This is a genomic window from Phaeovibrio sulfidiphilus (assembly GCF_014861485.1).
In the GTDB taxonomy this organism is placed as follows: Bacteria; Pseudomonadota; Alphaproteobacteria; order Rhodospirillales; family Rhodospirillaceae; genus Phaeovibrio; species Phaeovibrio sulfidiphilus.
The window spans coordinates 112,652-134,622 of record NZ_JACZHT010000007.1; the positions used below are offsets into that span (position 1 = coordinate 112,652).

14 protein-coding genes are annotated in these 21,971 nt (G+C 67.2%); 10 read left to right on the forward strand and 4 right to left on the reverse strand.

Features of this window, described 5'->3' with window-relative positions; translation table 11 throughout:
* The first annotated feature begins 147 nt into the window (after positions 1-147).
* The 4 genes from IHV25_RS09190 (at position 148) to gor (ending at position 4,678) form a co-directional block, all read left to right on the forward strand.
* Positions 148-459 (forward strand): hypothetical protein, encoded by a 312-nt coding sequence (locus IHV25_RS09190; RefSeq protein ID WP_192534831.1) that lies wholly within the window; start codon positions 148-150, stop codon positions 457-459.
* A 557-nt stretch (positions 460-1,016) separates the two neighbouring features.
* Entirely contained in the window at positions 1,017-1,616 is a 600-nt protein-coding gene (gene folE / locus IHV25_RS09195; RefSeq protein ID WP_192534832.1) for a GTP cyclohydrolase I FolE, read from the forward strand.
* A gap of 144 nt (positions 1,617-1,760) precedes the next feature.
* Positions 1,761-3,251, forward strand: coding sequence for a leucyl aminopeptidase (locus IHV25_RS09200; protein WP_192534833.1), 1,491 nt, complete (start codon positions 1,761-1,763; stop codon positions 3,249-3,251).
* Between the two features lie 74 nt (positions 3,252-3,325).
* Complete coding sequence (gor, locus tag IHV25_RS09205; protein ID WP_192534834.1) at positions 3,326-4,678, forward strand: glutathione-disulfide reductase; 1,353 nt, start codon at positions 3,326-3,328, stop codon at positions 4,676-4,678.
* Positions 4,679-4,920: 242 nt separating this feature from the next.
* Here the strand turns inward: gor and mfd are convergent, their stop codons facing one another.
* Complete coding sequence (gene mfd / locus IHV25_RS09210) at positions 4,921-8,463, reverse strand: transcription-repair coupling factor (RefSeq protein ID WP_192534835.1); 3,543 nt, start codon at positions 8,461-8,463, stop codon at positions 4,921-4,923.
* 21 nt (positions 8,464-8,484) lie between these two features.
* Positions 8,485-8,754, reverse strand: a complete 270-nt coding sequence (locus IHV25_RS09215) for a succinate dehydrogenase assembly factor 2 (protein ID WP_192534836.1) — start codon at positions 8,752-8,754, stop codon at positions 8,485-8,487.
* Positions 8,755-9,267: 513 nt separating this feature from the next.
* On the opposite strand from IHV25_RS09215, the gene recG reads away from it, so the two are divergent.
* Positions 9,268-11,358, forward strand: a complete 2,091-nt coding sequence (gene recG / locus IHV25_RS09220) for an ATP-dependent DNA helicase RecG (protein WP_192534837.1) — start codon at positions 9,268-9,270, stop codon at positions 11,356-11,358.
* 319 nt (positions 11,359-11,677) lie between these two features.
* A complete protein-coding gene (locus IHV25_RS09225) occupies positions 11,678-12,226 on the forward strand; it encodes a hypothetical protein (RefSeq protein WP_192534838.1) in 549 nt (182 codons plus the stop codon).
* Between the two features lie 101 nt (positions 12,227-12,327).
* Here the strand turns inward: IHV25_RS09225 and IHV25_RS09230 are convergent, their stop codons facing one another.
* Entirely contained in the window at positions 12,328-13,191 is an 864-nt protein-coding gene (locus tag IHV25_RS09230) for an alpha/beta hydrolase (protein ID WP_192534839.1), read from the reverse strand.
* 509 nt (positions 13,192-13,700) lie between these two features.
* Here IHV25_RS09230 and uvrA point away from each other — a divergent pair.
* The gene (gene uvrA, locus IHV25_RS09235) at positions 13,701-16,589 is read left to right on the forward strand and encodes an excinuclease ABC subunit UvrA (protein ID WP_192534840.1); all 2,889 of its coding nucleotides are present in this window, start codon (positions 13,701-13,703) and stop codon (positions 16,587-16,589) included.
* Between the two features lie 441 nt (positions 16,590-17,030).
* Complete coding sequence (locus tag IHV25_RS09240) at positions 17,031-17,564, forward strand: hypothetical protein (RefSeq protein WP_192534841.1); 534 nt, start codon at positions 17,031-17,033, stop codon at positions 17,562-17,564.
* A 154-nt stretch (positions 17,565-17,718) separates the two neighbouring features.
* On the opposite strand, the gene IHV25_RS09245 is transcribed toward IHV25_RS09240, so the two are convergent.
* Positions 17,719-18,456 (reverse strand): hypothetical protein, encoded by a 738-nt coding sequence (locus IHV25_RS09245; RefSeq protein ID WP_192534842.1) that lies wholly within the window; start codon positions 18,454-18,456, stop codon positions 17,719-17,721.
* A gap of 675 nt (positions 18,457-19,131) precedes the next feature.
* Here IHV25_RS09245 and IHV25_RS09250 point away from each other — a divergent pair.
* Entirely contained in the window at positions 19,132-20,448 is a 1,317-nt protein-coding gene (locus IHV25_RS09250) for a phenylacetate--CoA ligase family protein (protein WP_192534843.1), read from the forward strand.
* Positions 20,449-20,510: 62 nt separating this feature from the next.
* Positions 20,511-21,815 carry a phenylacetate--CoA ligase family protein gene (locus IHV25_RS09255; RefSeq protein ID WP_192534844.1) on the forward strand — a complete coding sequence of 435 codons (1,305 nt, stop codon included), beginning with the start codon at positions 20,511-20,513 and terminating at the stop codon, positions 21,813-21,815.
* Positions 21,816-21,971: the final 156 nt, after the last annotated feature.

Genomic DNA, 21,971 nt, shown 5'->3' on the forward strand with positions numbered 1-21,971 from the left:
GAACGCCTTACAGCGTACATTAGAAATGCTAAGGAAAAAAGCGTGCAGGGCTTCGGTGGCCGGTCTTGACATCCCGGCCGCTCCTGCCGATTTTCCGGCCCGGACGCCCGGTTTTTCGGGGCCGTCCTGCCGCCGGGAGACGACAGAGTGACATTCAAATTCCGCGGGGCCCCCGGGTCTCTGCTGGGCGAGGGCCTGATAGGCAGCCGCACCTTTCTGAACGGCCCGGCCCGCGTGGCGGGGGCGGGGAAACCCGCAACTGGCAGCTTCCCGCTGTCAGCGCCCCACTCCCCGGCGCTGCGGGAGCTTGCGCCCCTGTGTCCCCGGGCCATCGGCACCGAGGGACGCTCCCTGTTCGCCCGCTCCCTTGTGTATGCCCTCCCGGCCCCCTGTGAGACCGGCTCCGCGCGTGAGCTGACGCCCCTTCCGCCCCGGGCCCGGGCGGTGTCGCAGCGCTGAACGTCCTGACTGGACCGGCCCCGAGTCGCGCCTGCGGTGCGGCGAGTCGTCCTTGGGTTGTGTCTCGACCTGACCTGCGCCGCTGCCGATGCCTGTGCCCGTGTTTACGTCTTCGCCCCGGCGCTGGTCTCCGGGAGCGACGCGGCCCCAGGTCCCAAGCCCCGGGCCCCGAGCCCGCATCCCGGCTTGCTCCCGCGGGCCGTTCCGGTGCTCCCGTCCCCCGTTCCGGTGTCGGGTGTGCTCCGGTCATGCCGGGACGGCGGTCCAAAAAACCATATTTGCCCCGACGATTGCACACGCTATGATTGTTGATGCGGGGCGCCTGTCCGCGCTGCCACGGGTCCGGATCGGGGAGGGCACGCCGTCCTCGGGACTGTCCCGAATTTCTATCCTTTTTGTCATGTCCGATGACCCTGCGGAATCCTCGGGTTTTCGCGGTTTTGGCGTGTTTTCCGGGCTTTGGGGGGAAAAGAACCTGCTCGCGTGTCAAAACAAAAGGTTTTAAGGTGGAGCCTGCCCCGGTTGGAAAATCCTCTGGAACAAGGAAAAAAAGTGGAATGTCCAATCAGTCAAAACAAAAATCCGCGCCCACGCGCGAGGAGGCCGAGGCCGCCGTCCGGACCCTGATCCGCTGGGCCGGTGACGATCCCGAACGCGAGGGGCTTGTGGACACCCCCAAGCGTGTGGTGAAGGCGTATGAGGAGTTCTTCGCCGGTTACGGGATCGACACACGCGATATTCTTGCGCGCACCTTCGAGGAAGTCGAAAACTACGACGAGCTGATCCTGCTTCGGGATATCCGGCTCGAGAGTTACTGCGAGCACCACATGGTTCCGATTATCGGAAAGGCCCACATTGCCTATCTGCCGGACCGGCGCGTGGTGGGGATCTCCAAGCTTGCCCGCCTGCTCGAGGTCTACGCCCGCCGTCTCCAGATCCAGGAGAAGATGACCCGCCAGATTGCCAACACCATTCAGGACGTGCTCCAGCCCCGGGGTGTGGGTGTGGTGATCGAGGCCACCCACCAGTGCATCACCACCCGCGGGGTTCACAAGCCGGGTGTCTCCATGGTGACAAGCTGCATGCTGGGGGCGTTTCGCGAGAACCCCGACACGCGCCGCGAGTTCCTTGCCCTGATCGGGCAGTCCAAGCCCTGATCGGGCTTCATCACCTCGGGAAAGCAGCACACGGGCCTTGGGCTCGGGCTGCTTTTTCTTCCCACAGGGCCTGTCTCCGTTATGATGGGTCCGGCGTCTGAACTTTGTCCGTCAACCTGTTGCTCCCTCCGGAGGTTCGAGTACATGAAAATTACGTTCGAGAAGCTTGAGCTGCCTGTCTGCGGTGCCCTTGTCCTGGGCGTGTTCGAGGATTCGGATCCGGTGCCCGAGGTCCGGGCGGTGGACGAGGCCAGCGGCGGAGCCCTCTCAAACATCATCAGCTCGTCGCGGGCGTTTACCGGACGGAACGGACAGGTTCTGTGTGTGCCGCTGCTGCCCGGCGTCCAGGCGGCGCCGGTCTATGTGATCGGCCTTGGCAAGGCGGCCGACGTCGATGGGAAAACCATCGAGGCCTTCGGGGCGAAGGCCCAGACGGCCCTGGCTTCGGGCATGGTGGCCAGCGGCTCTATCTGCGCCGCGCCGGGCCTGTGCCCGCGCATGACGCCGGATGCGATCGCGGCCCATGTCGCCTTTGGGGCAAACCTGCGGGGGTACGCGTTCGACAAGTACCACACGACCCGCAAGCCCGAGGACATCCCGGCGCTTCTGTCGATTTCGGTCCTGACGCCGGATACCTGCGCCGCCCGGACCGCCTGGGAGCCGTTCGACGCCCTGTCGCGCGGCATTTTCCTGACCCGCAACCTGGTGAGCGAGCCCGCCAACGTTCTCAGCCCCGAGGCCTTTGTGGAGCGCTGCTCCATCCTCTCGGAGTTCGGCCTCGATATCGAGGTGCTGGACGAGGACAAGATGCAGGAGCTGGGCATGTGCGCCCTTCTGGGTGTGGCCCAGGGCTCGGTGCGCAAGCCGCGCCTGATGATTCTGTCCTGGAAGGGCGGAAAGTCCGGCGACGCCCCGACCGCGATTGTGGGCAAGGGCGTGTGCTTTGACTCCGGCGGGATCTCCATCAAGCCGGCGGCCGGCATGGAGGACATGAAGTGGGATATGGCCGGTGCGGCGGCTGTGGTCGGCCTGATGAAAACCCTGGCCCTGCGCAAGGCTCCGGTCAACGTGGTCGGCCTGTGCGGCCTGGTGGAGAACATGCCCGGCGGCGCGGCCCAGCGCCCAGGTGACGTGGTCACCTCCATGAGCGGCCAGACCATCGAGGTCATCAACACCGACGCCGAGGGCCGCCTGGTTCTGGCGGACGTCCTCTACTACGCGAACACCCGCTACAAGCCGAAGCGCATTGTGGATCTGGCGACCCTGACCGGGGCCATCCTCATCTCGCTGGGTTCGGAGATGGCGGGCCTGTTCAGCAACAGCGACGAGCTGTGTGCGTCGCTCATGCGCGCGGGTGAGGCCTCGGACGAGCACCTGTGGCGCCTGCCCATGAACGAGGCCTATGACGCCATGATCAATTCGGATATTGCCGACATGAAAAACGCGGGCAACCGGGAGGCCGGATCCATTACCGCCGCCCAGTTCCTGAAGCGTTTTGTCGGCGACACTCCCTGGGCGCATATCGATATTGCCGGAACGGCATGGTCCAAGAAGGACCGGACCCTGGCTCCGAAGGGCGGCTCCGGCTACGGCGTCCGTCTTCTGGACACGTGGCTGAGGGAAGACCAGTCCTGACGGTGTGACCCCTCTCCGGGCTGTGGAGGTGGAGCCCCGGAACCGGGCTCCGGACAAAACGAAAGGAAGTCTGTATGTCTTCGCGCGACTATGATCTGCTTGTGATTGGAGCTGGATCGGGCGGTGTGCGTGCCGCCCGCATGTCTGCCGGATACGGGGCCCGGGTGGCCATTGTTGAGTCGTCCCGGGTGGGGGGCACCTGCGTCATACGCGGGTGCGTGCCCAAGAAGCTCCTGGTCTACGGATCGCGTTATGCGCTTCATCTCAGCGACATGGCCGGCTACGGCTGGACCGTTGAGGGAGCGTCGTTTGACTGGGCGAAGCTGATCGAGGCCAAGGACCGGGAAATCCAGCGTCTGGAAGGGGTCTACCGCTCGGTGCTGCGCTCCAACAACGTTGAGCTCATCGAGGGGGCGGGGCGCCTTGTGGATCCCCACACCGTGCAGGTCGGAGACCGGACCATCACGGCCGATCGCATCCTGATCGCCGTTGGCGGGCGTCCGTTCCTCCCGGACGTTCCGGGTGTGGAGCACGCCATTACCTCGACCGAGGCGCTGGACCTCCCCGAACTGCCGAAGCGGATCGTCATCGCGGGCGCGGGCTACATTGCGCTGGAGTTCGCCGGGATTTTCCGGGCTCTCGGGGTGGATGTGACCCTGGTTGTCCGCAAGGAGCGTCCGCTGCGGGGCTTCGACGAGGACATCCGTGACGCCATGAGCCGGTCTCTGGCCACCCGGGGCATCAAGGTTCTCTCCCGCACCGAGATCACCTCGATCACGCCCCAGGACGACGGCTCCTATGCCGTGTCGTTCAATACGGGCAGCCAGACTGTTGCCGATCAGGTCATGTTCGCCACCGGGCGGGTGCCCAACATCGCCGGGCTGGGGCTCGAGGAGCTGGGCATTGCCCTGACGCCCTCGGGGGCCATCCAGGTGGACGAGTGGAACCGCACCAACGTGGAGTCTGTGTTCGCCATCGGTGATGTGACCGGCCGGATCCAGCTGACGCCGGTGGCCATCAACGAGGGGGCGGCCTTCGCCGAGACCTTCTACAACAACAATCCGCGCACCGTGGACTACTCCCTTGTGGCCCACGCCGTGTTCTCCCAGCCGTGCATCGGGGCGATCGGCCTGACGGAGGCGGAGGCCCGCGCCCGCGGCCCGGTCCGGATTTTCCGCACCGCGTTCCGGCCCATGCTCAACACTCTGGCCGGACGGGACGAGCAGGTTGTGATGAAGCTGGTGGTCTGTGCCGAAACCGACAAGGTTCTGGGCTGTCACATGATGGGCTCGGACGCGCCCGAGATCCTTCAGCCGCTGGCCATTGCCCTGCGCTGTGGTGCGACCAAGGCCGACTTTGACTCCACCATCGCGGTGCACCCCACCTCGGCGGAGGAGCTGGTCCTGATGCGCAACCCGGTGGAGTGACCAGGACGGTCCCCGATCCGGCGTGGGTGCAAGGGCCCGCGCCGGGCCGGTGGCAGCCGGTGGCTGTGTCGTCCCAACGTTGGGACCACAGCGGGATCCGGCGGCCGGTCGGGTGATCGTGTTGTGAAATGAGGTGCGGGGGTCCGATCCGTTCGGGCCCCCGTTTTTTTTGGCCTCGCGCGGGGCCTCCGTTTGCTTCGGGGCCCGCGGCGGTGGTCCTGTCCCCCCGCCGCCGGTTTCCCCTACTTCTGGCGTGCGGGCGGCTCCGGCGCCGCTTCCCGGGCGATCTCCGAGAGTGTCAGCATGAGGGCGCGCAGGCCAGTCAGCCGGTCCTTCGGCGTCTCCCAGCGCCGCTGGATCACCAGGCGGTGGTCGGGGCGCAGTTTCGCTGTGGCCAGGTTCTGCCCGATAAAGCGGACCAGTCCGGCGGGGTTGGGGAAGAAGTTCTCCCGGAACCCGAGGACGGCGCCCTTGGGGCCCGCGTCCAGCTTCTCCACGTTGGCCCGGCGGCACAGGATCTTCAGCGTCACCACCTGGAGGAGGTTGTCCACCTCCGCCGGCAGGGGGCCGAAGCGGTCCAGCATCTCGCCGGCCAGGTCCTCGATCTCGGTCTCGTCCGCGACCCCGGCAATCCGGCGGTAGAAGGACAGGCGCAGGCCCAGGTCCGCGATGTAGGCTTCCGGGATCAGGATCGGGGTGCCCAGCTGGATCTGGGGGCTCCAGTCGCTCTCGGCTGCGGTGTCTGCCCCGTCGCGGGCGGCGGCGACGGCTTCCTCCAGCATCTGCTGGTAAAGCTCGATGCCGACCTCGCGTATGTGGCCGGACTGCTCGTCCCCCAGAAGGTTCCCCGCGCCCCGGATGTCCAGGTCGTGGCTGGCCAGGGTGAAGCCCGCCCCCAGGGTGTCCAGGGTGCCCATGATCTCGAGGCGCCGGTTCGCGGTTTTGGTCAGGGGGCGGTCCGGCGGAACCGTGAGATAGGCGTAGCCCCGGGTGCGGGAGCGGCCCACGCGGCCCCGAAGCTGGTAGAGCTGGGCCAGGCCGAACATGTCCGCCCGGTGGATGATGATGGTGTTCACCCGGGGAATGTCGAGGCCGCTCTCGATGATGTTGGTGGCCACCAGGATGTCATACTCACCCTCGGAGAAGGCGGTCATGACCTCCTCCAGCCGGGAGGCGGGCATCTGTCCGTGGGCGACCGCGACCCGCAGGTCGGGCACCAGGGTGGACAGCCGGTGCACCAGGGGATCGATGTCCCGCAGGCGGGGGCAGACGTAGAAGGACTGGCCGCCCCGGTAGCGCTCGCGCAGGAGGGCCTCGCGGATGACCACCGGATCCGTGGGCAGGATGAAGGTCCGCACGGCCAGACGGTCCACCGGAGGCGTGGCAATCAGGCTCATCTCCCGCACGCCGGTCAGCGCGAGCTGGAGCGTCCGGGGAATGGGGGTGGCGGTCAGGGTCAGGACGTGCACGTCCGCCCGCAGCTGCTTGAGCCGCTCCTTGTGGGAGACGCCGAAGTGCTGCTCCTCGTCGATGATCAGAAGGCCCAGGTTCCGGAACTCCACGCTCTTGGCCAAAAGCGCATGGGTGCCGATCACGATATCCACCGAGCCCTTGGCCATCTCCTCCTTGCAGGCCTTTGCCTCCCGCGGGGTTGTCAGCCGGGACAGCTGGGCGATGCGCACGGGCAGGCCCTCGAACCGGTGGCAGAAGTTCAGGTAGTGCTGGCGGGCAAGAAGGGTTGTGGGCACCACGACGGCCACCTGGACACCGCCCATGACCGCGGCAAAGGCGGCGCGCAGGGCGACCTCGGTCTTGCCGAAGCCCACGTCCCCGCACACCAGCCGGTCCATGGGGCGGCCCGAGGCCAGGTCATCCAGGGTGTCGTGGATGGCCCGGAGCTGGTCGTCGGTTTCCGCAAACGCAAAGCGGGCCGCGAACTCGTCGTAGAGGCCCTCGGGCGGAGCCACCACCACCCCTTTTCGCAAGGTGCGCAGGGCGGCGACCTGCATGAGCTTCTCGGCCATGTCGCGAATGCGCTGCTTGAGCTTGGCCTTTCGCGCCTGCCAGGCCCCGCCACCGAGCTTGTCCAGCTGGACACCGGTCTGCTCGGAGCCGTAGCGGGTCAGCACATCGATGTTCTCAACGGGAACATAGAGGCGGTTGTTGTCCGCATAGATCAGGCGCAGGCAGTCGTGGGGGGCTCCGGCCACGTCCAGGGTGTCGAGTCCGTCGTACTGGCCGATGCCGTGCTCGGCGTGGACCACAAGGTCACCCTCGGTCAGGGCCGAGATGTCCGGGATGAACTTGTCCCCCAGGCGCTTCTTGCGCACGGGCCGCGCCATGCGGTCCCCCAGGATGTCGGTCTCGCTGATCAGGGCAAGGCCGGGAAGCTCGAAGCCCCGCTCCACCGGCAGGGTGAAGATGGCGGCCTGGGCGGGACCGGCGTCCGTGGCCTCCTGCCAGGTGTCCACTCCGGTGAGGGTCTCGAGGCCGTGCTCGCGCAGCAGGCCCGCAAGGCGGTCCCGGGACACGAGGGAGGTCGCCGCCAGGCTGACCCGGGTTCCGGCCTTCAGGAGAGCCTGCACGTGGTCCCGAACGGCCTCATAGACGTTTTCCCCGGGGCGGGCCCGGACATCGGCGAAATCATGGCCGGTTTTTCCGCCCGCATCGGCGATGTTCCCGGCTCCGGCAAAGTCTGCGGCGGCGAAGGGCGAGAACTGTCCGCCCGCGCGGGCGTTCACGTGGCGGTCGAACTCCTCCCGGTCCAGGAACATCTGGAGCGGGGGCACCGGATTGTAGGGGGGCGTGGGGTCGTCGCTGCCTTTTGTCGTCCGGTCCGGGCTGGCCAGCAGGGTGCGCGCCTCGAAGTACTCGAAAATCAGGTCCATGCGGGCGCTGATGGCGGCGTCCGTGTCGTGGTCCAGAGTGACCGCGGCGTCCGGAAGATAGGCAAAGAGCGTGTCCATGCCCTCGTGGAACAGGGGCAGCCAGTGCTCCATGCCCAGTTCCGTGCGGCCCTCGGAGACGGACTCGTAGAGCCGGTCATCGGCCCGCGGTGCCCCGAACAGCTCCCGGTAGCGCGAGCGGAAGCGGCGGATGGCGCTGTCGTCCAGAAGCACCTCGCTCATGGGGCGCAAGACCAGATCCTTGCGGGTGCCGCTGGTGCGCTGGCTGAGGGGATCGAACGTGCGCAGGCTGTCGAGCTCGTCGCCGAACAGGTCCAGGCGGAAGGGCTCGTCATACCCGGGGGCGAACAGGTCGATCAGCCCGCCCCGGACGGCGAACTCTCCGGGCTCCATGACCTGCTCCGAGCGGACATAGCCGTTGCGGGTCAGGAACGCGATCAGTGCGTCCAGATCCAGGCGCGTGCCGGTGCGCATGGCAAAGGTCCGCCCGGCCAGGCTCTCCCGTGGGGGAAGGCGCTGGAGAATGGCGGAGACGGTGGTGATCACCAGCTGTGCGCCGCGGTGGGCCGGGTCTGTTTGCGTGTCGATCAGGCGGCACAGGGTGGCGAGCCGGGTGGCCACGATCTCGCTGTTGGGGGACACCCGGTCATAGGGGACCGTATCCCAGGCCGGGAACTCGAGAACCTCGAGGTCCGGACGGAAAAAGCGGGCCTGGGCGGCCAGGCGGGCAAGGCACACGTCGTCGCGGGCCACGTGCAAAACCGGCGTGTGCGGGTTTTCCGAGGCCAGGCGCGCGAGAAACAGGGCGTCGGGGCCGGCGGGAAGGCCGCACAGCCGCACGCGTCCGGGAGCAAGAGCCGCCGCAAGGGCGGTCGTCATGGGGTCGGTCCGGGGCAAGGTCTAGGTTTTCAGTCTGAAGGTCTGGAGAAGGGCCATGACATCGTTCTGGAACTGCGCGGGCGTGGGGGCGCGCGACAGGATCCAGTTCATGATGTCCATATCGTCCTCGTCGAGAAGGGTCTCGAAGCGGTCAAGCTGCTCGGGGGTCATGTCGGCGATTCGTCTCTCGGCAAAGGTGCCGATGAAAATATCCGCCTCCTTGGTGCCCCGGTGCTGGGCACGGTAGAGCATCTGCTTTTGTCGGTCAGTCAGGCTGGCGAGATCGGGCATGGGGGACTCCGCGCGAAAAAAACGTTCTGGCCCCGACTTTAATAGGCTTTTCCCTGTATTTAAACGAATATTCTGCCGTGGCGGTGCTTGTTGGCCGCCGGAAAAACCGCCATCATGGGGCCGCGGGGGATTTGGCGCTCCGGGTGTCGGCCGGTCGGGTGTCAGGCGGCCCGGTCGGGGCGCGGGGCCGGGTGTCCGGTCAATCGGGAGAGTGATTATGGGGATGTCCGAAGCTGTTGACAATGGGGGCCGCGATCGAGGCCGGCGCCCGGCTGCCGCGTGTGGCCTTTGGAAACAGGGGCGTCGTCCGGCTCCGGTGGCAGTGCGGTGCGGTCTTCGGGTCCGGAGCCTCTCGCCTCTGGCGGGGGGAGCTGCCGGCTCCGCCACCGCGGGGCCTGACGGGCGGACGGCGGTTGCCCCGGCGTGTGCGCGCCCGAGGCTTGTCGACCCGCTGCGTGCCTCTTTCGTCCCCGCGGGCCCGGTACCATGTGTCGGGGTCTGCGGAGACCGCTCATGAGGCCGTCATCCCTTGACCCGCTGTTTCGTCCGTTTGACTCCTTTCGGGGGGTGGGCAAGGCCCTGTCCGCCGCGCTGGAGCGGCTTCTGGGGGGCACGGTGGCGCTGGATGCGCTGTGGCACCTGCCCACGGGGCTGGTGGATCGGCGCTTCCGCCCGAGCGTTGCGGACGCCCCGCCCGGAGCGATCGTGACCCTGGATGTGCAGGTGGAGGCCCATTTCCCGCCCGCCAGCCGCTCCCGTCCCTATCGGGTTCTGGTTTCGGACAGCACGGGCGAGGTGCAGCTTGTCTGGTTCCGTGCCCGCGAGACCTGGATCCGGGACATGCTGCCCGTGGGCGCGCGCCGGATCGTGTCGGGAAAGATCGAGGTGTTCGACGGGCGCCGCCAGATGGTGCACCCGTCCCATGTCCTGCCTTTGGAGCAGGCGGCGACCCTGGACCGGGTGGAGCCCGTCTATCCGCTGGCCGCCGGGGTGAGCGGCCGGGCCCTGGAAAAGCTGGTGGACCAGATCCTGGAAAGCCTTCCCGACCTGCCCGAGTGGCTGGACCCGACCCTTGTGGCCCGGGAGGGCTGGCCAACCTGGACCGAGGCCCTGAGGCGGGTCCATCGGCCCGAAACCCCGGATGCTCTGCAGCCCGAGGATCCCGCCCGCCGTCGCCTGGCGTTCGACGAACTGCTTGCGGGACAGCTGGCTCTGCTTCTCGTGCGCCGGCGCTTCCGCCGTCGCCGGGGACGCTCCCTGGTTGCGGACAACACGCTTCGGGCGCCCGCGCTGGCTCATGTGGGCTTCACGCTGACCGGGGCCCAGGCCCGCACGCTTCAGGAGATCGATGCGGACATGGCCTCGGAGAGCGCCATGCTGCGCCTTCTCCAGGGGGATGTGGGCAGCGGCAAGACGGTCGTTGCGCTTCTCGCCCTGTTGACCGCGGTGGAGAACGGGGCCCAGGCCGCCCTGATGGCTCCGACGGACCTTCTGGCCCGCCAGCACCTGGAGACCCTTCGACCGGCCTGCGCCGCCGCCGGGGTCGAGATCGCCCTGCTGAGCGGCCGGGACAAGGGGCGCGAGCGGGAGCGCGTGCTGGCGGCTCTTGCCTCCGGGGCGCTGCCCCTTGTGGTGGGAACCCACGCCCTGTTCCAGGACGGCGTCCAGTTCCATGATCTGGGGCTGGTGGTCATCGACGAGCAGCACCGCTTCGGGGTGCACCAGCGTCTGGCCCTGTCCTCGAAGGCGGATCATGCCGTTGACGTGCTGGTCATGACGGCAACCCCCATCCCCCGGACCCTGACCCTGACCCATTACGGCGACATGGATGTCTCCCGGATCGACGAGAAGCCCCCGGGGCGCGAGGTTCCGGACACCCGGGTGCTTCCGGTGGATCGGCTGGAGGACATCTTCTCCGCCATCGGCCGGGCCATCCAGGGGGGCAACCGGGTCTACTGGGTCTGTCCGCTGATCGAGGAGTCCGAAACCCTGGACCTGGCGGCGGCGGACCAGCGCTTCGAGCAGCTTCGCAGCCGGTTCGGGGAGCGGGTGGGGCTTGTCCACGGGCGCATGAAAGGCCCGGAGCGCGACGCGGTCATGGCCGGGTTCTCGAGCGGCTCCCTCGACATTCTTGTGGCCACCACCGTGATCGAGGTGGGGGTCAATGTGCCGGAGGCCACCGTGATGGTGGTCGAGCATGCGGAGCGGTTCGGTCTGGCCCAGCTTCACCAGCTGCGCGGCCGGATCGGGCGCGGGACCGGGCGCTCGACCTGTCTTCTGGTGTACGCGCCGCCTCTGGGCTCGGTGGCGCGGGCCCGTCTCGAGGTCATGCGCACCACCGACGACGGGTTCCTGATCGCCGAGGAGGATTTGCGCCTGCGCGGCGGTGGCGAGGTTCTGGGGGTCCGCCAGACCGGTCTTCCCGTGTTCCGGCTGGCCGGCGGGATGCCGGACCTGGCGGAGCTGCTGTCGGTGGCCCGGGCGGATGCGAAACGGATTCTGGAAACGGATCCTGATCTGGAGGGGCCAAGGGCCGAGGCCCTGCGCACGTTGCTGTATCTGTTCGGTCAGGACACGGCAATCCGGACCCTCTGGTCCGGCTAGGGCGTTCGGGGCTGCGGTGCGCGGGCGTGCGTCCGGTTGGGGCAGGAGCGTCCCGGGATCGGGCCAGGCTGGGGAGCCTTCCCCGGGCCCGGGTCCGGCGGTTCGGGCATTCGGGGGGCGCCTGCCGGGGGTGCCGCTTTCAGGACCGGAGCCCGACGGACCGGGCCGGCCGGTGACGGAGGGGAGGGGCGGCCGGTGAGCGGCCTGGCGTGCAGGCGAGACGCTTTACAAACACGCGGCAAATTTTTATCGTCGGGGCATTGCGCATGCGCGCCTGTGTTTTTTTCGGCCTGGTCTGCCCTCGAATAGGAGTGCCATCGTGCTGTTCAAGTTCTGGCAGATCGCCAAGCCCGTTTATCTCGCATGCCTGATTCCGGTCACCATCTACTTCTTTCTGACTCTCTTTCAGGTTTTTTTTGGTACCGGCCACAGTTCTCTGGCCTTCTCCATTTTGCCGCTGGCGCTGTGCGTGGCGTTTTTTGTTCTGGGCCTCGTCATTTTTCTCTATATGCCGGTGCACTTTCGCCGTCGCATCATGCATCTCGCCTACCGCTACGAGGATGCGGAGGATCTTTTCATCCTCGAGGAGTGGGAGGCTCTTTCCTCAAACTACAGAAGTTACCTGGGGTTTGACTGCAAGAAGAAGACCGTCCTGTTCGTGGAGAGCATGCCGGTTGCGGGAATCGCCTTCGGCTTCGAGGATATCTCCGGGTTCGAGATCACGGCCCCGCCCAAGGGGGATGCGCTGTTCACCATTGTGACCAACAACATGCGCTGCCCGCTGATCCGCTTTCCGATTCCCGGCCGCAGGGCAGGGGAGTGGGAGAAGAAAATGGCCGAAATCTTCCGCATCCGCATTTCGGGCTGAGGTCGTTTCGCGCCGGCCTCCGGCCGTTTCGCGCCGGCCTTGTGGCCCCGTCGCAGGGGGCGGGCAGGCGGGCGTTCGGCAGGGCGCGGTGAGCGGCGCCGTTACGGCAGGCTCTCGAGATACGTCTGCACGGCGCTGCGGTAGGCTGCGATGTCCTGCAGGAACCCGGTGTTGTGGTCTCCCCTGAGGGGGCGGAGGGTTTTGTTCGCTCCCCCGTAGCCCTCAAAGAGCCGCTGTCCCAGGGCATAGGGGACGGTTTCATCCTCGGTGCTGTGAAACACCAGAAGGGGGACGCTCACGCTCTCCAGCGCCTTCGGGGTGTCGAAATCCTGAGGCAGGAAAAACCGTCCCGGCACCCCGGGATAGAGGGTTTCCAGCACGTCCTGGATCGTCGTGAAGGTGGAGTCCAGGATCAGGCCCCCGGGCTGGACCCGGGCCGCCAGGGACGCGGCCACGCCCCCGCCCAGGGAGCGTCCGTAGATGACGATGTCCCCGGGGCTCACGCCCTTCTCGCGCACCAGCCAGTCCCAGGCGGCGCGGGCGTCCATCTCGGTTCCCCGGACCGACGGGGTTCCCGAGCTTTCCCCGAAGCCGCGGTAGTCGAAAATCAGGACATCAAGCCCAAGCCCGTTGAAGAGGGCGATGCTCTGGATCCGGTGGGAGATGTTGCCCGCGTTGCCGTGGCAGAACAGAAGTGTCCGCCGCCCGACCGGGGTGTCGGCCCCGCTTCGGGCCGGGACGAACCAGGCGCCCAGGCGCTCGCCGTCGGCGGTGTGGAGGCGGACCTCCTCGAAGGGCATGCCCATCCGCATGGGGGTGGAGACAATGTCCCGGGTCGGGTGAAAGGGCAGGGAGGGCGCAAGGGTTGCCCGCACCGCAAAGGCGCCCCCGCACAGAACGGCGGAGGCGATCAGAACGGACGCGAGCCCCTTTCGGGACCACAGGCGGGACCGGGACCGTGCCATGATGTGAGTTCCTGGGCTCCGGAGTGTTGGGGACCAAGCAAAAGCGCGACAAAAGTATGGGTGCAGCGTAACACGTTTTTTTGTCGCCCCCAAATGGTGTGGCGCGCGACCGGAACAACCCTTTGGTTTTTTCGCAGGGCGTGGCGTTTCCCGTGCCGCTGCGGGTGCGCTTTTTCCCGATACCGCCGGAGTCAGGCCCCCCTGGCCGGGTTTGCCCGCCCGCGCGCACCGCGCAGCGCATGCGGGCCACGTTGGCCGGGGCGAGCCCGCCAACAGGCCGCCCGACTGTCCACACCCTCCCGGGCCTGCGCCCGGGCTCCCGCTCCCGCCCGCGTCCGGGGCGGGTCACGCGGTTGCGCTTGTTTTGCCTCGTGGGGCACCCCACATGCGCGTAGGTGTTTGTCGTTGGCGCCCGGGCGCGGTATGGTCCGTCTCCGCTCCCGTGCCGCGCGTCCTGCCTGCTGTTCTTTCGCGCTTCCCGTCCCTTTCTCAGAGTGTTTGCGTCCCCGATGAGCCAGAATGAAATTGTCGTGCGCGGTGCGCGCGAGCACAACCTCAGGAATGTCACTGTTTCGCTCCCGCGTGACCGGCTGGTGGTGATCACGGGCCTGTCCGGCTCGGGCAAGTCGTCCCTGGCCTTTGACACGCTCTATGCGGAGGGGCAGAGGCGCTACGTGGAGTCTCTCTCCGCCTACGCCCGCCAGTTCCTCGAGCTGATGCAAAAGCCCGACGTGGACGCCATCGAGGGCCTGTCCCCGGCCATCTCCATCGAGCAGAAGACCACCAGCCGCAATCCGCGCTCCACGGTGGGCACGGTGACCGAGATCCACGACTACATGCGCCTTCTGTGGGCGCGGGTCGGGGTGCCCCACTCGCCGGTGACCGGCCTGCCCATCGAGAGCCAGACGGTCTCCCAGATGGTGGACCGGATCATGGCCATGGAGGAGGGCACGCGGCTTTACGTGCTCGCGCCCATCGCCCGGGGGCGCAAGGGCGAGTTCCGAAAGGAGCTGGCCGAGCTGGCCCGCCGGGGCTTCTCGCGGGTGAAGATCGATGGCGAGATCCAGGAGATCAGCGAGGTTCCCGCCCTTCGCAAGACCTACAAGCACGACATCGATGTGGTGGTGGACCGGCTTGTTGTGCGCGACGGCCTCCAGACCCGTCTTGCGGACTCCCTCGAGACCGCCCTTGGCGTGACCGAGTCCGAGGGGCTTGTCTACGTCGAGGACGCGACCACGGGCGAGCGCACCACGTTTTCCACCCGGTTTGCCTGCCCGGTGAGCGGGTTCACCATTGCCGAGATCGAGCCCCGCCTGTTTTCCTTCAACAACCCGTTCGGCGCCTGTCCCTCGTGCGACGGGCTCGGGGTGCGGCTCTACTTTGATGCGGACCTTGTGGTCCCCGATCCCGAGAAGACCCTGGCCCAGGGCGCCGTCGCCCCCTGGGTGGGCAGCGGTCCCATGCCCGCCACCATGGGGGCGCAGGCGCTGGCGTCTGTTGCCGCGTTCTTCGGTGCGGACGTGGACACGCCCTGGAAGGAACTGCCCGAGGAGGTCCGCGAGACCATCCTGTACGGCTCCGGCACCCGGGCGATCCCCCTGTCCTGGGACGACGGCCGGCGCCAGTACCGCACGGAAAAGCCCTTCGAGGGGGTCATTCCCAACATCCAGAGGCGCTGGCGCGACACGGATTCCAGCTGGGTGCGTGAGGAGCTCTCCCGCTATCAGGCCAGCGCCCCGTGCGAGGCCTGCGGCGGCTACCGCCTGAAGCCCGAGGCCCTGGCCGTGCGGATCCTGGGCCAGCACATCGGTGAAATTTCCGAGCTTCCGGTGGCCCGCTCCCGGGCCTGGTTCCAGTCGCTCGAGGAAAAGCTCGGTGAGAAGGACCGGGAGATCGCCCGGCGCATCCTGCGCGAGATCAACGAGCGCCTGACGTTCCTGGGCGACGTGGGGCTTGACTATCTGACCCTGGCCCGGGGCTCGGGCACGCTCTCCGGCGGCGAGAGCCAGCGGATCCGGCTGGCCTCCCAGATCGGGTCGGGGCTTACGGGTGTCCTCTACGTTCTGGACGAGCCCTCCATCGGGCTTCACCAGCGGGACAACGACCGACTTCTGGGCACGCTGCGCCACCTGCGGGACCTGGGCAACACCGTCATTGTTGTGGAGCACGACGAGGACGCCATCCGCAGCGCGGACTATCTGGTGGACATGGGCCCGGGTGCCGGCATCCATGGCGGCGAGGTGGTGGCCGAGGGCACGCCCGCGGATGTCATGGCCAACCCCCGCTCCATCACCGGCCAGTACCTGACCGGGGCGCGGAGCATTCCCGTGCCCGCCGAGCGGCGCACGGGCAACGGAAAGATCCTCTCCGTCCGGGGCGCGCGGGAGAACAACCTCCAGAACGTGGACCTGGACATTCCGCTGGGCACCTTCACCTGCGTGACCGGCGTGTCCGGCGGGGGCAAGTCCTCTTTGGTGATCGAGACCCTGTACAAGGCTCTCGCCCGGTCCCTTCACGGCGCCCGCGAGATCCCCGGCGCCCACGACCGCATCGAGGGCGTCGAGCATATCGACAAGATTGTGGACATCGACCAGTCCCCCATCGGGCGGACGCCGCGCTCCAACCCGGCCACCTACACCGGGGCCTTCACCGCCATTCGCGACTGGTTTGCCGGCCTTCCCGAGGCCAAGGCGAGGGGCTACAAGCCCGGGCGCTTTTCCTTCAACGTGAAGGGGGGGCGCTGCGAGGCCTGCCAGGGGGACGGGGTGATCAAGATCGAGATGCACTTCCTCCCCGACGTCTACGTGGAGTGTGACGCCTGCAAGGGGCGCCGCTACAACCGCGAGACCCTGGAGGTCACCTTCCGCGGCAAGTCCATTGCGGACGTCCTGGACATGAGCGTGGAGGAGGCCCGCACGTTCTTCTCGGCGGTGCCCTCGATCCGCGACAAGATGGAGCTTCTGTGCCGGGTGGGCCTGTCCTACATCCGCCTTGGCCAGCGGGCGACCACCCTGTCCGGCGGCGAGGCCCAGCGCATCAAGCTGTCCAAGGAGCTGTCCCGCCGGGCCACCGGGCGGACCCTCTACATCCTGGACGAGCCCACGACCGGCCTGCATTTCGAGGACGTCCGGAAGCTGCTTGAGGTTCTGCATGCCCTTGTGGACCAGGGAAACACGGTGCTGGTGATCGAGCACAATCTCGAGGTCATCAAGACGGCGGATCACATCGTCGACCTGGGCCCCGAGGGGGGATCCGGGGGCGGACGGATCGTGGCGAGCGGCACGCCGGAGGAGGTCGCAGCCTGCCCGGACAGCTACACCGGCGCCTATCTGAAGGCGGTCCTCGAGGCCCGGCACCCGGGCCCCTCGGCTCCGGCCGCTTCCGCCCTGGACGCCTGATCGCGGACGGGCGGGCCCGGCCGGGCCGGAGGCGGCACAGGGCCCCGCTCCGCGCTCCCGGGCGCGCCGGGGGCTCGGGGGGGACTCACGGCGCCTGCCCTGGCGGATTTTGGCGCGGGGGCCGGTCTCGTTCCCAGCAGGGGCGGCACCGTTCCCTGCGGCTGCGGACCCGGATCCGGATCCAGCCCGATGTGTTCCGCGCGTTTCCGGTGAGGCTGCCCGCCGGGGCAGGCGGTCCCGGCCCGGCTCGGCCCGGGCGCGAGGGAGGGACAGAAAATGCGTCCGGAAACCACCGTTGCGAACATGTGTGTCACATCGGGTGAAAATCTGGTGTAAATCGTAGGGCGGCGCCGGACTGCCACCAGAGTCCGTCAAACTGACGATTGGGACTGGTGAAACCGCGGACGAAGCCATATGTTTCAGCCGGGAAAGGGGGCATGGGTGCCTCCTCCAGTCATGCGGGTGCTGGATGTGCGACGACATATTGTTGTAAATGAGGTGGTCAAGCCCGTAGCGCTTCCGAAGATCCGGCGCCTGACGCGGCGCGTACATCTCCTGTTCCTCGCGGTGGAGTGTGTGGGCCTGTTTTTCATGGTCGACACCATCATCATGATCATCCGGGTGGTCCGCGGGCTGGACGCGCTGGCTCCCATCCTAGTCATTCCCACTGACCAGGTGGTCTCCCTTGTTCTGGCGCCGATGGTTCTGTCCATCCATGCCTACCTGACGCTTCGGGGCATCTGGCTTCGCGCCACCCGGACCCGGCTTGCCCACGGGATCGTATTCACGGTCCTGTGCCTTTACATCAGTGCCATTCCTGCCTCGACCCTGATCACCTCGAGTCTCTCCCGCACGGCGGAGGAGTACCGGTATGTGCGCTGCCAGAAGTGGGATTCCTTCAAGTACGCGAACCTGTATTACGGTCTGACGGATTCCGCCTGTCGCGACTGGCGCGACAAGATGACCGAGCCCTGAGGCCCTTACACCCGGCGGATGGCCGCGCCCTGAGGTCGGGCAACCCGGGCCCAGCCCAGGCCAGACAGCGGGTCCGGCGCTACGGGATCCGGATCCGGCACAAAAAAGGGCGGGGTGCTCCCCCGCCCGGCGTTCCTCAATACCCCCGGTCCCGTCAGGGACCGGTCTGCTGTCCGGGAGTCTGGCTGCCCGTCTCCGGAGGCATGGCCACGGGGCCCGAGGGAACGGTGATCACGTGGTGGCGGTTGTCCTGTCCCACCTCCTCCGCAAGCGGGCGGGCCATCAGAAGGAGCTTTTCCTGGTCGCCCAGGTGGTTCTCCCCGATGGCGGCCGTTCCTGTCCAGACCTGGCGGTTCGAGGCCCGGTCGGTCAGGGTTGCGTGAATTTTGTGTCCGGGTGAGCCCCGGACCGGCTGCTCGGCCGTGGCCCGGCCGCCCAGGACGCTCGCCTCGTTGCTGGAGTAAAGACGCAGGCCCACGGAGACATCGTCCTCGCCGCGCATTCCCCCCATCTGCCCGTGAAGGAGCACGGGCAGGGTGCGGTTCGGCTCCGGCAGGGGCGAGGGCACGCTTCCCGAGGTGTCCAGGGTCAGCAGCAGGGGGGCCTCCGGTCCTCCGGTCTTCAGTCCACGGAGGGAGAGGGCCTGCTCGACCCATGCTTTCAGGCGCAGATTGGCGGCGCTGTCGTCCATGACGCGGACCTGGATGGCCTGCCCGGGGTCCGGCGCCGGGCCAAGGCGGATGCCCGACACGGTGATATCGACGGGCACGCTCAAGGAGAAGCTGTCCTGTCCTGCGGCTGGTTCCTGGGCTGCGGAGGCGGAAACCGCTCCGACCCCGGCCAGAACACCGCAGAAGGCGAGCGCAGCACACCCCGTCAGAAAACGGTTCATCCGGACCTCCTGTAGAATCGCCATTCGGTGGGTCTCATACCCATCCTTTGAACCAGTCTACCAACGTCTAGGCGCAACGTCCAGGTGTACTATGAACCCCCTCTGGCAGACCCCTGTTTTTCCGTAATTTTTTACCCGGAATGAGTGCCGTGCGGAGGGGGCGCGGGGTCGCCAATGGTCTGTTTGCGCCCCGGTTCAACCCCGGGGTGTTCGGCCCGGATACCCGGCCCCCTGTCCACGGGGGACTTTCGGGAGCCGAAACCGGCCGGCTTGCCGGATGTGCGCTGGACCAGGTGGTGGCGATGTGAATAAAAAATATTGTAAAACAACGGTTTGTCGCGAGGTTTTAACCCTGGTCGGTCAAGGCCCGCTGCGGTGAACAGGGCGGGCGTGGTGCCGCCGACTCGCTGCTCCGGGCTGTCCTGTGCGGTCCGGCCCGGCGCTGTCAGCGCAGTCCTGCGGGAGGCGGCCCCGAATCTCCGGCGCGGTCCTTGCGGGCGGTCGCTCCCGCCGGACAGCCGACTGCCCAGGTCGTGCCTTTTTTGGCCAAAATGTGCACGATAAATTGCTTTCTCGGTCGAGGTTCGCTATTCACAGACGCTCCGGTTCTCAAACCCGCATTAGCCCCGGCTATTTTCTTCAGGTTTTCCACGATTCTGCAAGGACTGCCCGACCATGCGTCACCAGAAATTCGAGCCCGCCTACTTTGACGAGGCGGTCGAGACCATGCCGCGCGGCGCGCTGCGCGATCTTCAGCTGCTGCGCCTGAAAGAGACGCTGAACCGGGCCTACCGGAACGTTCCCCACTATCGTGAGGCGTTTGACGCTCTCGGTGTGACGCCGGATGACCTGAACACCCTCGAGGATCTCACCCGCTTTCCGTTCACGACGAAAAACGACCTGAGAGTGGGCTACCCGTTCAACATGTTCGCCGTCCCGCAGGAGGACGTGGTGCGCCTGCACGCGTCCTCGGGGACCACCGGCCGTCCGACCGTCGTGGGCTACACCCGCGATGACGTGGACGTGTGGGCCCAGCTTGTGGCGCGCTGTTTCGTGGCCACCGGGGCGACGAAGCGCGATATCGCGCACATTGCCTACGGGTACGGCCTGTTCACCGGCGGCCTTGGCGCTCACTACGGTGCCGAGCGCCTGGGCTGCGCCGTGGTTCCCATGAGCGGCGGAAACACGGAGAAGCAGGTTCTCCTGATTTCGGATTTCGGCGCGACGATCATCTGCGGCACGCCGTCCTACGTTCTCAATATCGCCGAGGAGGCCGAGAAAAAGGGCGTGGACCTGCGAGGCGGCCCGCTGCGGATCGGCATTTTCGGGGCCGAGCCCTGGTCCCAGGCCCTGCGCCAGGAGCTGGAGTCCCGTCTCGGGATCCGCGCCTACGACATTTACGGCCTCTCGGAGATCATGGGCCCGGGCGTGGCCATGGAGTGCACCGAGCAGTGCGGCCTGCACGGCTGGGAGGACCACTTCCTGTTCGAGGTCATCGATTCCGAGACCATGGAGCCCCTGCCTCCGGGTGAGGAGGGTGAGCTGGTCATCACCACCCTGACCAAGCAGGCCCTGCCCATGATCCGCTACCGCACGCGCGACATCACCCGCCTGTCGGTGGAGCCCTGCGCCTGCGGCCGGACCCACGCCCGTATTCTCCGGGTGGCGGGTCGCAACGACGACATGATGATTATCCGGGGCGTGAACGTCTATCCGTCCCAGCTGGAATCGGTGATGATCGGCGTCGAGGGCTTCTCGCCCCACTACCAGCTGGTCTTGCAGCGCGAGGGCAACCTGGACAGCCTGACCATCGAGGTCGAGGCCAACCCGGGGATCGATCCGGCCCACTACGGCGCCATGGCCAAGCAGATGCGCCACTCGATCAAGTCCATCGTTGGGGTCTCCACGCGGGTGATCGTTCTGGGTCCGGGCGAGATTCCCCGCTCCCAGGGCAAGGCCGTGCGGGTCCGGGATCTGCGGCGCAAGGACTGAGTGGCTGCGCGCCGCTTCGGGGCGCTCCGTTTTTTCTTTTCTTCACTTCAAGGCGCGAAAACATGACCACCACACCGATGTTCGAGCGGGAAATGGAAACCCTGTCCCGGGACGCCCTGCGCGAGCTCCAGTTCACCCGGCTGCAGGACGTGCTCCGGCGTGTTTACGAGAACGTCCCCCATTACCGCGCGTCGTTCGATGCGGCGGGTGTGACGCCGGCCGACCTGCGCTCGCTGGACGACATCAGCGTGTTTCCGTTCACCACCAAGAACGACATGCGCCTTGCCTACCCCTTCGGGCTGTTTGCGGTGCCCCGCTCCCAGGTGGTGCGCCTGCACACCTCGTCGGGCACCACCGGCCACCCCACCGTGGTGGGCCACACCAAAACCGACCTGGACCTGTGGGCCCGCATGATGGCCCGCTGCTATGTGGCGTGCGGTGTCGAGCCGGGTCAGATTTTCCACATCACCTTCGGTTACGGCATGTTCACAGGCGGTCTGGGCTACCACTACGGCGCCGAGCACCTGGGCTGCACCGTGGTGCCCATGGGCGGCGGCAACACCGAAAAGCAGATCCTTCTTCTGCGGGATTTCGAGGCCGATGTGATTGCCGGCACGCCGTCCTACCTTCTCAACCTGGCCGAGGAGGCCGAGCGCCGGGGTGTGGACCTGCGCTCCGGCTCCCTTCGGACGGCCTTCTGTGGCGCGGAGTTCTGGTCCCAGGCGATCCGCGACGAGATCGAGACCCGCCTTGGCGTCACCGCCTATGACCTGTACGGCCTTTCGGAAATCATCGGGCCGGGTGTTGCGGGCGAGTGCCGCGAGCGCACGGGCATGCACGCCTGGGAGGATCACTTCCTGCTGGAGGTGATCGACCCGGAGACCATGGAGGTTCTGCCTCCCGGGGAGGAGGGCGAGCTGGTCATCACCAACCTGACCCGCGAGGCCATCCCCCTGATCCGCTACCGCACCCGTGACATCACCCGCCTCGAGGTCGAGCCCTGTGCCTGCGGTCGCACCCACGCCCGGATCCACCGGGTGACCGGCCGCAACGACGACATGATGATCATCCGCGGCGTGAACGTGTTCCCGTCCCAGATCGAGACGGTCATGCTCGGACGCCCGGGCCTGTCGCCGAACTACCAGCTGGTGCTTCAGCGCGAGGGGAACCTGGACGCTCTCACCGTCGAGGTCGAGGCCAGCCCGGGAGTCGAGACCACCGAGTACGGGGACATGGCCAAGCAGCTGCAGCACTCCATCAAGTCCATGATTGGTGTGACGACGCGGGTTGTTGTCCTGGCGCCGGGCCAGCTGCCCCGTTCGGTCGGGAAGGCCCAGCGGGTCCGCGACCTGCGCCGTCTGGACTGACCGCACTCGGCGCCTGCTTCGGGTGGACTGCCGGATACAGGCCGGACCCTTCGGGGTCCGGCTTTTTTTGCCTGAAATGGCCGTGGTCGTGGGCCTCCCGGTGTGTTCGGGCGGGTATCCCGGGGCGCGGGCGGGTGGCGGGTCCGGCGGCTGCGG